Consider the following 13,175-nt stretch of genomic DNA (forward strand, 5'->3'; position numbering starts at 1 on the left):
CGGAGCCGGTAGTCGCCTTTGCTTTTGGCTGGGTCGGAGATTGGGGATTGGGGATTGGGATTGGCGAGAGCGGGGGCTCTGCGACCGGGATCGTGCGCGGGCAATGGCCGGTTCAATGCAAGGGGCTCGCCGGCGGCGGCGCGACGTGGCATCGTGTGTCGCCGGCGCGCATCGCATGCGACATGAGCGCAGGCTTCCGCCACTACCGGATCGCCCATGAACCGCACGGCCGAAGGCCCGTTCGAGGTCAGGCTCAGCCCGCAACCGTTGCACGATGCGGCGACAGGCCAGTTCGGGCGCATGGCGATCGACAAGCGCTTCCATGGTCCGCTCGACGCGGCCAGTCGCGGCGAAATGCTGGCGGGCGGAACCGCGGTGCAGGGCTCGGCCGGCTATGTCGCGCTGGAGAAAGTCCAGGGCGTTCTCGACGGGCGCAGCGGCAGCTTTCTGTTGCTGCATCGCGGAGTGATGGACCGCGGAACGCCCGATCTCAGCATCACGGTGGTGCCGGACTCGGGCACCGACGCGTTGCTCGGTCTCAGCGGCCGCATGAGCATCGACGTGCGCGAGGGCGGGGCGCATTTCTATCGCTTCGAGTACGCCTTGCCGGACGACGCCTGACTGAAAGGCGTCGCGCGAAGCCCTTGTGCCGCGTCGCGCGCCCGGAGCGCTATGTCCTCCGAAAAGGGCGCTGGGGATCGCGCCCGCTGAGGCGGGAACGGACGATTACTCCAGGCTGATGCCGGCCGCGGCCGGATTGCGGTTCTGCAGGGTTTCGCTGGCCTGCGCCCACCAGGCGCGGTGTTCATCGCTGGCGCAGTAGGCGGCGTAGGACACCGGCGCGATGGTCGCCAGCGAATAGTCCGGCCGCCCCTCGGCCAGCATCGCGCTCATCGCGCGCAACAGCGGCAGCGAGGGCAGCAGGTCTTCGACGAACAGGAACTGGCCGGCCTGGTTGACTTCGAGGAAATGCGCCTCGCCGTCGGCGTCGATCGCCAGGTCGATGCAACCGAACACCAGGCCCAACTCGCGCATCAACGCGGCCAGTTTGGCCTGATCGGCGGCGGACAAGTCGCCGGGTTCGGCGCGCAGGCCGCCGACCGCCTGGCGTGCGCGCCAGTCGACCACGCCGTCGTCCTGGGAGGAATGCAGGCGTGCGGCGAAATAGCGGTCGCCGATCGCGGTCACGCGCAGGTCGCAGCGTTTTTCGACGTAGACCTGATAGATGCCGGGGCAATGCAGCAAACTCTGGTCGTCGTCGAGCATGGCCGCCTCGACGATGCGCGCGTAAGTGCTGAACATGCGCCCGCTTTCGGCGTCCTGCCAGGTATGGGTCATGAACGGCTTGTACACCACCCGGCCATGGCGCGCGACGAAGCGGCGGATCTCGTCGGGATCGTGCGACGCCAGCGTGGCCGGAAAGCGCAAGCCGCAGCGATGTGCGGCGCGCAATTGCACCAGCTTGTTCTCGGCCATGGCCGCGCAAGTCGGACGGTTGATCCACAGCCGATCGGCGCCGGTATCGGTCAGGGCGTAGAGGTTTTTGAGAAAGCGTCCCCATTCGCCGCGCAGGAACGGCTCGTCGCTGCGATGGGCGCGCGGGAAGTGTTCGGGATTGCGCGGGCGCCGATACCAGGTCGCGCCGATGCGCTCGTGATCGAGCGCGCCGCTGCTGCGCAGGCCGAGATCGGGGTCGCAGTGCAGCGACATCGGACCGAGCTCGGGCTCGGCCAGCGAGCCGGCCCAGAGCGCGTCGAGGCCGCTGGCGCGCAGCGCCCAGCGCGCGGCTGAGGCGTGGATGTCGTGGGCCAGCGAGGAAAGAATCAGCGGCGTGCGAAAAGCGGTCATCGGCGTGGAGACGGAAAGATCGATTTCGAAAAAACGCACGCCCCGACCAGCGGGGCGTGCGGCGTCATGACGGGGCGCTGAGGTTTCCGCGCGCGTCGCTCGCACGCGAGTCCGCCGCAGCGTGGGTCATGCGTGTTTCATCGGTTGGGACGATGCGCTCAGACCGCGCCGTCGTCCGGATCGCCCGGGTCGTCGCCGTTCGGGCCGGTGGCGTGGGTGGTGTCGCCCTTGCCGCCCGAGATGGCGGCGATCTCTTCCAGCGACAGTTCGCGCGCGGCGACGCGAGCCAGCGGGCGCACGGTTTCGTTGTTGCGATTCACGTCTTGCTTGCTCATGCAGCGTTCTCCTGAATCGTTGATTGCCAGGAAGATGAAACGCCGTCCCGGCATCGGCGTGGGCATCGATCCTAGCAACTATGAAACACGCGGTTTGCTAATCGTGATCGCAGTTTCACCCTGAATACGCGACAGGTTCGGCAAGGTGTAAAGAGATGTTTCAAATTGTTCGCATCCGCCGTCGCGCAGCGACACCACGCGGTCGGCGCTGCGGATGGTGTCGGGACGGTGGGCGATGACGATGCGGGTGATGCGCAACGCGGCGATCTCGCGATTGATCTCGTGTTCGCGGCCGACGTCGAGGTGGCTGGTGGCTTCGTCGAGCAGCAGGATCGAGGGCTGGCGGTAAAGCGCGCGAGCCAGCAGCACGCGCTGCTTCTGTCCGCCCGACAGCGACGAGCCCAGGTCGCCGACCAGCGACTCGTAGCCCATCGCCATCGCCGCGATGTCGTCGTGGATGCGCGCGGCGCGGGCGGCGGCTTCGATCCGCTGCGGCTCGGCGGCGCTGTCGAAGCCGGCGATGTTCTCGCCGATCGAGCCGGCGAACAGCACGTCTTCCTGCATCACCGCGCCGAAGCGGTCGCGGTAGGCCGCCAGGCCGTAGCGGTGGATGTCGACGCCTCCGATCAGGATGGTGCCGGCGCTGGGCCGCAGCAGCCCGAGGATCAGCTTGGCCAGGGTGGTCTTGCCGCAGCCGGAGGGGCCGACGATGGCGACCGATTCGCCGTCTTCGATGGTGAAACTGCAGTCGCGCAGGATCCAGGGTTCGTCGTCGGCGTAGCGGAAGCTGACGCCGCGCACTTCGATCCGCGGCGCCGGCGCCGGCCCGGCGTAGTCGGTATGCACCTGCGGCTCCGGCGGTTCCAGGGCGATGTCGGCGATGCGCTGGCCGTGCAGGCCCAGCAGGCGCAGGTCGACCAGCTTGTCGATCAGGCTGCCGGTGCGGGTCGCGAACAAGTCGGCGTAGGCGACGAACACCACCATCATGCCGGCGCTGAAGCGGCCCTGCAGGGTCAGCCAGGCGCAGACCCAGATCAGCAGTACGCGCTGGGCGCCGAACACCAGCTTGGAGAGCGCGCCGAAGGCGGCGTTGGTGCGGCCGATCGCGGCTTCGCGCCGGGCGACCTCGACCGCCGCGTTGGCGATGCGCGCGCGGCGTTCTTCCTGCTGGTTGCCGAGCTTGATGGTCTGCACGCCCTGGATCGACTCGATCAGCAGGCTCTGCTGCTGCGCGACCTGGATCAGCTGCTCTTCCTTGAGCCGCCGCAGGCGCCGGAACGCCAGCCAGCGCAGGGCGGCGTAGAGCGCGAACGCGGCCAGCACCAGCGCGGTCAGCGGCGGGCTGTAGAACAGCAGCAGGGCCAGCACCAGGGCCACGGTCAGGCCGTCGAGCAGGCTTTCGACGAAGCTGCCCGTCAGGGTCTGCTGGATCGCCTGCACCGAGACGAAGCGCGACATGACTCCGCCGACGTGGCGCTTCTCGAAGAAATCCAGCGGCAGGCGCAGCAGGTGGCCGAACAGGTTCGCCAGCCATTGCGAATTCAGCGCCGCGCCGAGGTCGGCGATCAACCAGCCGCGCATGGCGGTCAGCGCCGACTGGAACACGACCACGGTCAGGAAACCGGCGCCGAGCAGGTGCAGCAAGTCGACGTCGGCGGCGACCAGGACCCGGTCCAGCACCCACTGCATCGCCAGCGGCAACAGCAGGGTGAAGGCTTCCAGGCACAGGGCCAGGACCAGCACCTGTGCGCCGGCGCGGCGTAGGCCGTCGACGCGGCCGGCCAGCGCCGACAGGCTCAGCCGGCGGCGCTCGCGCATCGGCGCGAAATCGGCGCGCGGGCTCAGCTCCAGGGCGATGCCGGTGTAATGGCGGCCGAACTCGGCCAGCGACAGCGTCCTGGCGCCGATCGCCGGATCGTGCAGTTCGACCCGGTCGCCCACGATGCGCTTGAGCACGACGAAATGATTGAGGTCCCAATGCAGGATGCAGGGCAGGCGCAGGCCGGACAGGTGCTCGATCTCGGCCCGCAGCGGCCGGCTGTCGAGGCCCAGCGCGCCGGCGGTCTTGATCAGCCGGGCCAAGGTGGCGCCGCGCGGCGACACCGGAAAGCGCCGGCGCAGGCTGGCCAGATCGAGGTCGTGGCCGTGGTGGATCGCGATCATCGCCAGACAGGCCAGACCGCATTCGGCCAGCTCGTTCTGCTGGATCACCGGCAAGGCGCGCGCGCTCATGGCTGCGGCTCCGCGAACGCATCGCGGGCCGCCGCCGTCGCCAGCGGCGCGAATACGAACTCGTACAAGCGCCGGCGTTCCAGCACCAGTTCGGCGTCGACCCGCATCTGCGCCTGCAGCGCGTGCCGGCCGATCCGTTGCCGATCCAGCGCGACCAGCACCCGCCAGGCCGGCGCTTCGATGCGCAGCCCGCTGCGCGCGCGGACTTCCTCCGGCGACAGCGCGCCGCGCGCGATTTCCACCACGCGTCCGCCGTGCACGCCGTAACGCTGGTAAGGAAACGCGCGGTAGCGCAGGCGCACCGCGGTGCCGGGCGCGATCAGGCCGATCGCCCGGTCCGGTACCCACAGCTCGGCCAGCAACGGCGCCTGCGGCGGCAACAGGTTCAGCAGGCGTTGACCGGGCGCGACCGTTTGGCCTTCGACCAGGGCCAGGCCGGAGACGCGGCCGTCGCGCGGCGCCAGCACCGCGAGCCGGCGTCGGCCTTCGTTGCGGGCGTCGTCCTGGGCGACGTCGGCCAGCTCGCGTTCGATCCGGTTGCGCCGTTCGCTCAGTCGCAGCGGCAGGCGCTGTCGTTCGGCCTGCGCGTCGGCGCGTTCGCGTAGGGCGTCCAGGTGCTCGCGTTGTGCGGCCTGCACCCGCGCTTGCGCCTCGGCCAGGGTGTCGCGGTACTGCTGCCATTGCACGTCGCTGAGCAGTTTGTCGCCGCGCAGCGGCGCGACTTGCTTGGCCAGACGTTGCGCTTGCGCGGCCTGTTCGCGGCGCAGGGCGAGCTGGGCCTGCGCCAATTCGATGCGCTGCGCCGACGCGGCCAGGCGCTGATCGAGATTGGCTTGCTCGGTGCCGCGATCGCGCTCCAGCGCATCGCGATCGGCGAGCAGGCGGGTGCGTTGTTCGGCCAGCCCGGCACCGACCGCCGCGCCGATGCCCGCGCGCAACGCCGGGCTGTCGAGTTCGGTGGAAATCTCCAGCAACGTTTCGCCGCGGCGCACCGATTGGCCTTCGGCGACCGCGGCCCGCAGCAGGGTGCCGGTGGCGGGCGAGGTCACGGCGAGCAAGCCGTCGCGGGGCACGAGCACGCCTTCGGCGCGCTCGGTGCGGGTGTAGCGGCCGAAGCCGAACAGCGCCACCAGGCTCAGCAGCAGGGCCGCCGCCAGAGCGGCCATCGCCGTGCCCAGGCGCGACACCGGCAAGCCGATCCGGCCGAGCCAGCGTTGCCGGCGCGCATCCAGCGCTTCGGCGCGGAACAAGTCTTCGTGCATGCCGGTTCAGTCCGAGGGCGGCAGCGCGGCGACGCGGGCGAGAGCGGGTAAACGGACGATCACGAGCGGTTGCGTGTCTCCTGCCGCGAAGGGCCGGGCGCTGAGTGTGGGACATGGCGCGGCGGCGCCGCCAGAGCCGCGGCACGATGACGGTCACGGTTTTACAGCCGCGCCGGCGCCGGTTCATCGCAGCGCGTCAGTGCGGCTCGTAGGCCGGGCCGCGTCGCCGCGGCCAGGCGCCCAGGGTGATCGCGCGCAGCAACCATTCCACCGGGCCGTAGGCGCGGCGTTGCAGCCACCAGCGGCTGAAGCGCAGCTGCGCGCCGAACAAGGCGATGGCGAAGATCGCCCCGCCCAGCGGCGAGACGCGCCCCATCAGGCCCAGTCCGTAACCGCTGAACACCAGCGCGCACACCAGCGATTGCAACAGGTAATTGGACAGCGCCATGCGTCCGGCCGGGGCCAGCAGGGCCGCGGCGCGCGCGCCGCCGCGGGTGGCGAAGGCGGCCACGGCCCAGGCCAGATAGGCCGCGCTCAACAGCGGCGCGGTGAGCACGCACAAGGCCAGCGCGAACAGTTCCAGCGCTCCGCCCGGCTGCCAGACCGCAATGCCGGCGTACAGCGCCGCAGCCGGCAGGCCGTAGCGCAGGCCCAGCGCACGCATCCGCCGCAGCAAACGCCGGTATCGGTCGGGGCGGGCCAGCAGCTGGCGGCGTCCCGCGACTCGCCCGCACAGGAACATCGCCAAGGCGCAGGGCGCCTGCAGCAGGCCGAGCAGAACGCCGGTCGAGGCGAGTTCGCGGCTGCGCTGGGCGATCACCGTGGCCGGAGCGCCGGTGAAGCCGGCCAGATTGGCCTGCGCCGCCGCTGCGGCGGCCGCCGGGTCGGTGCCGGCGCCCTCCCACGCCGCGAGCGCAGCCAGGGTCGCCCAACCGGCTGCGGTCAGCAGCACCAGCAGGCCGGCGATAGGCAGTGCCCGGGCTTCCGCCATGCGCCGCAGGCCCAGCAACGCCAGGCCCAGTACCGCATAAGTGGTGAGGATGTCGCCGTGGAACAGCAGCAGCGCATGCGCCAGGCCGATCAGCCACAGCCCGAGCAGTCGCCGCAGCATGCGCGGCACGAAGGGCTGGCCGGCGCGCTGCGCCGAGTCCATCTGCAGAGTGAAGCTGTAGCCGAACAGGAACGAGAACAGCAGGTAGAACTTGAGTTCGAACCCGGCCGCGATCAGCCAGCGCACGGCGCGATCCAGGGCGCCGTCGAACGCCGGATCGGCCAGGCCCAGGCCGTAATAGGGCGAGGCGAAGGCGCCGAGGTTGACGATCAGGATGCCGAACAGGGCGAAACCGCGCAGCGCGTCGAGACGTTCGATGCGGGTCGGATCGGCGGAAGCGGGGGAGGGCATGGCGGCGTCGCAGCAGGAGAGGACGGCGGCGATCGTGCGCGTCGTGGCCGCCGGCGCACATCGGGCCCGGGCCGGTGCCGACCCGGGACGTTTGGCGGATTCGCCGGGCGCGGAACCTGAAATACTGAACGCATGAGCGAAACCGCCGCACCCCCGCCGCCGGCCGTCCGCACGCCGGCGCGCGGCTGGTGGAGCGGACTGTTCTGGAAATGCCTGCTGTGGATGCTGGTCGCCTCGTGGATCAGCACCGCGCTGCTGTCGGGCTTCGGTCTGTACCTGGCCCGTGCCGAACTGCGCCGGGACATGGCGCCGCCGGCGCTGGAGGGCGCGATGCGGCGCGAACTGCAGCGCTTCGGCTCGGTTCCGGCCACCGGGGCGATGTCCGACGAGCAATGCGAAGCGGTGCTGCAAGCGCTGTTGGTGCGCATCGTCGGCATGGATACGCCGGAGTGGATGGCGTTCTACAGTTTCGCCGGCGGCACTCACGACGGCCGCATCGCGATCCGCTATCGCGACCGCAACGGCCGCCGCTGCGCGTTTCCGGCCCAGGTCGATCCGCCGCTGGCGCAGGCCTTGAACGAGGTCGAGCGCGACGCGGTGGCGACCCGCGAGTCCGTCCCGCGCCGGCACGACCGCCAGGGCGACTGGATCACCGCGGTGGCCGTGCCGGTGGGCATGGACGCCGCCGCGACCCTCACCGTCGGCCAGCACGTCGGCGGTTCCTTGGCCAGTTTCATCCGCATGGACTCGGGCGACTTCGAAGGCATCGCCCTGTATCTGGCGGTGATCAGCGCGATGTCCGCGGTCGCGGTGGCGACCTTGCTGACCCGTCGCTTCCGCCACGCCGAACGGGCCGCCGACGCCTGGGCCGCGGGCCAGCTCGATGCGCGCATCGAAGACCCGGGCCGCGACGAGTTCGGCCGGTTGTCGCAACGCTTCGACCGCATGGCCGACGCGCTCGGCGAACTGATCCAGGTGCGCCAGGCGCTGGCGGTGTCCGAGGAGCGCAATCGCCTGGCGCGCGACCTGCACGACACCGCCAAGCAACGCAGCTTCGCCCTCGGCCTGCAGCTGAGCGTGCTGGATCACCTGGCCGGCCGCGACGGCGAGCGCGACCCGCGCCAGGACACCTTGATCAAGGCCGCTCTGGGCTTGACCGGGCAGCTGCAGCGCGACCTGGCCGATGTGATCCAGCGTTTCTCCGCGCCGACGGTGGCCGAGCAGGGCCTGCGCAAGGCCCTGGAGGACACCTGCGAGCACCTGCTTGCCGGCAGCGAGATCGAATGGCGGCTGTTGCTGGACGCCGAGGCCGAGCGCGGCCTGGCCGGTTGGCCGCAGTACGCCGGACAATTGCTGCTGATCGCCACCGAGGCGGTGTCCAACAGCCTGCGCCACAGCGCGCGCGCCGGATCGAGATCGTGCTCAACCGCGCCGGTTCGCGCTACGGCTGGACCGTGCAGGACGACGGCTGCGGCTTCGTCGCCGACGAGCACGACCGCGGCATGGGTTTGGCCAACATGCGCCTGCGCGCGCGCGGCCTGCCGGGCGGGCGTTTCCGCCTGGCCAGTTCTTCCAGCGGCACGGTGGTGACCGTGTCCTTCAACCTGGATACGCAAGGAGTTCCGGCATGAGCACGACCGTATTGTTGGTCGACGATCACGAGGTGGTGCGCAAGGGCATCGGCAGCCTGTTGACGCTCACCGACGATTTCGAGGTGATCGGCGAGGCCGGCGGCGGCGCCGAGGCGATCGAGCTGGCGCGCGAGTTGGCGCCGGATCTGATCGTCATCGACTTGATGATGCCCGATGTGGACGGGGTCGAGGCGATCCGCGCGATCAAGGTGTTGAGCCCGCGCAGCGCGATCGCGGTGCTGACCTCGACCGATCAGGACGACCTGGCCTTCGCCGCGATCGAGGCCGGCGCCCAATCGCTGTTGTTCAAGAGCATGCTCGGCGACGAGCTGCTGGCGACCCTGCGCCGGATCGCCGCCGGCGAGGCGGTGATCCATCCTTTCGTCGCCCAGCGCATTCTCAAGGCGGTGCGGCGCAAGCGCGAGCCGCGCGAAGATCCGTTCGCCTGCCTGACCGAGCGCGAACTGGACGTGCTGCGCAAGCTGGCCGAGGGCGGCAGCAACGCGCGCATCGCCGCCGCGCTCAACATCGGCGAGAAGACGGTGAAGTCGCATCTGGGCAACGTGCTGGCCAAGCTGCACCTGGCCGATCGCACCGAAGCGGTGGCGTTCGCCTGGCGGCGCGGGCTGATGCACGCCGAGTACGACGGCGACTGAGCGCCGGAACTCAGCCCGCGCGCCCGCGCGAAGCGGGCGCGACCGTCGCGTGGGTGACGAAAGTCATGTGCGCTCCGCGGTCATGTGACGGTAGGGTGATGAGCGCATCTGCACGTTAGTGGAGATGCCGGTCGCCCTGCGCGACTTCGAACGGAGCGGCGCGCCGGACGCGCCGATACCGACTACCAGGACGAGGCGCTTGCGCGCCGGTACGACAGCGGGCGCCGCCCGGCGACGCCCATTCGACACGATAGGAGATCACTGCAAGATGCAAGGCGATATTCGCAATACCCGCGCCACGGACGGGCGCTCCTCGCGCGGCGCGCATCCGCGCTCGCTGCTGTCCCTCGCCATCGTCGGCGGCCTGCTGGCCGCCGCCGCACCGGCCGCCGCGCAGAGCGCGATGGGCCAGATCGGCAATCCCGATAGCTGGCGCAGCGCCGAATTCGAGGCCGACTGGGGCCTGGCGGCGATCAACGCCCAGTACGCATATGCGCGTGGCCTGACCGGCAAGGGCATCCGCTTGGGCGTGTACGACAGCGGCACGGTCTTCGCCCATCCCGAGTTCGCCGGCAAGGATCACCGTGCGGTGCTGATGGCGGACCGTCTCGCCGACGGCAGCCTGTGCACCAACACCAGCCTGGTCACGGGACCCAACGCCTGCTTCACCTCGCGCGGCGACCAGGCCCAGATCACCTACGTCGGCTTCAACGCCAACGTGCCGCAGCAGATCCGCGACATCATCATGGCCGGCCCCTATGTGCAGCCGGGTTGGGAGTTCAACACCCACGGCACCCACGTCGGCGGCACCATCGCCGCCAATCGCGACGGCAAGGGCATGCACGGCGTCGCGTTCGGCGCCGACCTGACCGCCGCCAAGTGGTCGTTCAACAGCGCGCGCGAATGGCAGCGCACCGCGACCGGTTACAGCGTGGTCAGCCTGACCCGGGTAGGCCCGGAGGACGACACCGTCGCCGGCATGTACCGCGACATGAACGATCAGGGCGTGCGCGCGCTGAACCACAGCTGGGGCCTGGCCACCGAGCCGAACACCCTGGCCCAGCTCGACGGCTATCTGTTCGATCCCGACAACGCCTCCTACTTCGACGTCTTCGCCCGCGGCTCGCTGGACAAAGGCATGCTGCAGGTGTGGGCGGCCGGCAACCATGGCGTCGCCGGCGTGACCCCGCAGACCGCGCCGCAGGCCGGCCTTTACGCCAGCCTCCCGCGCGGCCGGCCCGAGCTGGAGCCGTACTGGCTGACCGTGGTCAACGTCAACAAGGACCTGGTGCTGAGCGCCTCGTCGATGCGCTGCGCGCAGGCGGCGAACTGGTGCGTGGCCGCGCCGGGCTCGGTCATCAACTCCACCGTGCTCGGCGGCGACGACTCCCTCGCCGGCGGCCTGGTGCGCAATCCGGACGGCACGATTTCGTTCAACGTCACCGCCGGCACCCCGACCCACGAATACGGCAATCTCAGCGGCACCTCGATGGCGACCCCGCACGTGGTCGGTTCCCTGGGCCTGCTGATGGAGCGCTTCCCCTACCTGGCCAACACCCAGGTGCGCGACGTGCTGCTGACCACCGCCACCGACCTCGGCGCGCCCGGCATCGACGATGTCTACGGCTGGGGCCTGGTCAATCTGAAGAAAGCCATCGACGGTCCGGGCCAGTTGCGCGTCGACACCGACGTGGTGATGGACCGCCCGGGCGGCGGCGCCAAGGTCTGGGAAGGCAAGGCCTGGGACGATTGGCGCAACGACATCGGCGGCAGCGGCAAGCTGACCAAGTCCGGCATCGGCTGGCTGCGCCTCAGCGGCAACAACAGCTTCGGCGGCCTCAACGTCAAGCAGGGCGTGCTCGAACTGACCGGCGCCAACACCTACGCGGCCCAGGTCGAGAGCGGCACCCTGGTGGTCAACGGCAGCCTGACCACGGCCGAACTGCCGGTGCTGGCCAAGGGCGGCCTCGGCGGCAGCGGCCGCATCGTCGGCAACGTGCGCGTCGACGGCGCGCTGTCGCCGGGCAATTCGATCGGCACTCTGACCGTGCAGGGCAACTACGTGCAGGGCGCCGGCGGCAGCTACGTCGCCGAGCTCTCGGCCGGCGGCCAGTCCGACCGTCTCGACGTGACCGGCCGCGCCAGCCTCGACGGCAAGCTGATCGTGCTGCATGCGCCGGGCCAGTACCTGCTCGGCCAGAACTTCAACATCCTCAATGCGGCCGGCGGCGTCAGCGGCCAGTTCGCTTCGGTCGATCAGACCGCGTTCTCGCCGTTCCTGAAGTTCGGGCTCAGCTACGCCGCCAACGCGGTGTCGGTCGACGTGACCCGCGGCGCTTCGCTCGCGACCGCAGCGCAGACCGAGAACCAGCGTGCGGCCGCGGCCGCCGCCGATCGCCTCGCGGTCGGGCAGGGCATTCCGCAGCCGCTGACTCAGCTGTTCCCGGCGCAGGCGCTGGTCGCCCTGGACTCGCTCAGCGGCGAAAGCCACGCCAGCTTGCGTTCGATCCTGGTCGACGACGGCCGCCATGTGCGCGATGCGGCGCTGAACCGCGCCCGCGCCGGTCGCGGCGCGTTCGCCGCCGACAACGCCGAAGGCGGTGCGCAGGGCGCCTGGGTCGAATTGCTGAAGTTCGGCGGTACCCTCGACGGCGACGGCAATGCCGCGCGCAACGAGTACAATGGTTCGGCGACCCTGGTCGGCTACGACTACCGCTTCGACGGCGGCTGGCGCATCGGCGTGCTCGCCGGCAGCGGCCGCACCGACAGCGATTCGGGCCGCAACGACAAGGGCCGTGTCGACACCCGTCACCTGGGCCTGTACGCGGGCCAGAACTGGGGCGCGTTCGGCCTCAGCGCCGGCCTCGGCTTCGCCCGCCACGACATCGATCTGGACCGCCGCATCGGCTTCAACGGCTTCGTCGACCGCACCCGCGCCTCGTACGACGCCGACAGCCGGCAGGCCTTCGTCGAAGGCGGCTACCGCCTGACGCGCGGCGCATGGGAGTTCGAGCCCTACGCCCAGTTCGCCCAGGTGCGGGTCGACAGCGACCGCTTCCAGGAAGAGGGCGGGGCGGCGGCGCTGAGCGGCCGCAGCGCGGAAAGCCGGGTCAACCTGTCGACGCTGGGCGTGCGCTTCAACGTCAACCTCAAGGGGTCGCAGCAGGAGGACAGCTGGCTGAGCCTGCGCGGCGGCATCGGCCGTCGCCACGCCAGCGGCGACCTGCGTCCGGAGGTCGACGTGGCCTGGCGCGGCGGCGAGGCGTTCCGCATCCACGGCGCCCCGCTGGCCGACAACGCGACCCTGGTCGAGACCGGCGTCGCCGCGCGCCTGAGCGCCAACAGCCTGCTCGAGCTGCACTACGCCGGCCAGTTCGCCGACGAGGCGCGCGATCACGGCATCAACGCGCGCTACTCGTTGCGCTTCTGAGGCGAGGTACGCAGGGGGCGGGTTCGCCCGCTCCCTCCCTGCCGGCTCACGCAATCGATATCGGGACCAAACGCACCGGCCCTCGGGTCGGTGCGTTTCGTTTTGGGGGGGCGAGGTCGGGGCGACGTAAGGCCAAAGCCAGAGCAAATCCCCCAAGCCCTCCTTCTGTAAGTGGGGCTGGTGGCGTTCGCCGCGTTCCCCATTGCGCGTCGGCGATTGCCTTCCCTTTCCAAGAAAGGGGGGAGACGGCCCATGACGTTCCGCGCGCCCCAGCGGCTTATCGGCGGCGGCTGTTCCCTCCTTTGAAAAAGCGGCGGAAGATTCGACTTTGCCTGCTTCGAAGCCGTCCAGCGCGCGCCGGCGCACTCGCTCCGCATGC

Annotated in this window: 9 protein-coding genes; 4 read left to right on the plus strand and 5 right to left on the minus strand. The window is 70.3% G+C overall.

Features of this window, described 5'->3' with window-relative positions:
• Positions 1-216 precede the first annotated feature (216 nt).
• Positions 217-621, plus strand: a complete 405-nt coding sequence (locus V2J18_RS02830; protein WP_336130900.1) for a DUF3224 domain-containing protein — start codon at positions 217-219, stop codon at positions 619-621.
• A 105-nt stretch (positions 622-726) separates the two neighbouring features.
• Here the strand turns inward: V2J18_RS02830 and V2J18_RS02835 are convergent, their stop codons facing one another.
• The 5 genes from V2J18_RS02835 to V2J18_RS02855 all read right to left on the minus strand — a co-directional run bounded on the left by V2J18_RS02835 (position 727) and on the right by V2J18_RS02855 (position 7,079).
• Complete coding sequence (locus V2J18_RS02835) at positions 727-1,848, minus strand: MvdC/MvdD family ATP grasp protein (protein WP_336130901.1); 1,122 nt, start codon at positions 1,846-1,848, stop codon at positions 727-729.
• Positions 1,849-2,006: 158 nt separating this feature from the next.
• Positions 2,007-2,183, minus strand: coding sequence for a hypothetical protein (locus tag V2J18_RS02840; RefSeq protein WP_186442497.1), 177 nt, complete (start codon positions 2,181-2,183; stop codon positions 2,007-2,009).
• A gap of 78 nt (positions 2,184-2,261) precedes the next feature.
• On the minus strand, positions 2,262-4,415 hold the full coding sequence (locus V2J18_RS02845; protein WP_075574949.1) for a peptidase domain-containing ABC transporter: 2,154 nt from the start codon (positions 4,413-4,415) through the stop codon (positions 2,262-2,264).
• Complete coding sequence (locus tag V2J18_RS02850; RefSeq protein ID WP_064746356.1) at positions 4,412-5,677, minus strand: HlyD family secretion protein; 1,266 nt, start codon at positions 5,675-5,677, stop codon at positions 4,412-4,414. Before V2J18_RS02850 ends, V2J18_RS02845 begins: the two co-directional genes overlap by 4 nt.
• Before the next feature lie 196 nt (positions 5,678-5,873).
• Positions 5,874-7,079, minus strand: coding sequence for a DUF418 domain-containing protein (locus V2J18_RS02855; RefSeq protein WP_336130904.1), 1,206 nt, complete (start codon positions 7,077-7,079; stop codon positions 5,874-5,876).
• A gap of 132 nt (positions 7,080-7,211) precedes the next feature.
• On the opposite strand from V2J18_RS02855, the gene V2J18_RS02860 reads away from it, so the two are divergent.
• The 3 genes from V2J18_RS02860 (at position 7,212) to V2J18_RS02870 (ending at position 12,796) form a co-directional block, all read left to right on the plus strand.
• A complete protein-coding gene (locus V2J18_RS02860) occupies positions 7,212-8,669 on the plus strand; it encodes a sensor histidine kinase (protein ID WP_336130905.1) in 1,458 nt (485 codons plus the stop codon).
• 37 nt (positions 8,670-8,706) lie between these two features.
• Entirely contained in the window at positions 8,707-9,366 is a 660-nt protein-coding gene (locus tag V2J18_RS02865; protein WP_064746757.1) for a response regulator, read from the plus strand.
• 268 nt (positions 9,367-9,634) lie between these two features.
• Positions 9,635-12,796, plus strand: a complete 3,162-nt coding sequence (locus V2J18_RS02870; RefSeq protein WP_336130906.1) for an autotransporter domain-containing protein — start codon at positions 9,635-9,637, stop codon at positions 12,794-12,796.
• The last annotated feature ends 379 nt before the right edge of the window (positions 12,797-13,175 follow it).

Source organism: Lysobacter firmicutimachus (genome assembly GCF_037027445.1).
GTDB classification, from domain to species: domain Bacteria; phylum Pseudomonadota; class Gammaproteobacteria; order Xanthomonadales; family Xanthomonadaceae; genus Lysobacter; species Lysobacter firmicutimachus.

Bases quoted from the DNA above. Each gene is read 5' to 3' on its own strand.
- V2J18_RS02830 (WP_336130900.1), top strand. From the start codon at position 217: ATGAACCGCACGGCCGAAGGCCCGTTCGAGGTCAGGCTCAGCCCGCAA.
- V2J18_RS02835 (WP_336130901.1), bottom strand. From the start codon at position 1,848: ATGACCGCTTTTCGCACGCCGCTGATTCTTTCCTCGCTGGCCCACGAC.
- V2J18_RS02840 (WP_186442497.1), bottom strand. From the start codon at position 2,183: ATGAGCAAGCAAGACGTGAATCGCAACAACGAAACCGTGCGCCCGCTG.
- V2J18_RS02845 (WP_075574949.1), bottom strand. From the start codon at position 4,415: ATGAGCGCGCGCGCCTTGCCGGTGATCCAGCAGAACGAGCTGGCCGAA.
- V2J18_RS02850 (WP_064746356.1), bottom strand. From the start codon at position 5,677: ATGCACGAAGACTTGTTCCGCGCCGAAGCGCTGGATGCGCGCCGGCAA.
- V2J18_RS02855 (WP_336130904.1), bottom strand. From the start codon at position 7,079: ATGCCCTCCCCCGCTTCCGCCGATCCGACCCGCATCGAACGTCTCGAC.
- V2J18_RS02860 (WP_336130905.1), top strand. From the start codon at position 7,212: ATGAGCGAAACCGCCGCACCCCCGCCGCCGGCCGTCCGCACGCCGGCG.
- V2J18_RS02865 (WP_064746757.1), top strand. From the start codon at position 8,707: ATGAGCACGACCGTATTGTTGGTCGACGATCACGAGGTGGTGCGCAAG.
- V2J18_RS02870 (WP_336130906.1), top strand. From the start codon at position 9,635: ATGCAAGGCGATATTCGCAATACCCGCGCCACGGACGGGCGCTCCTCG.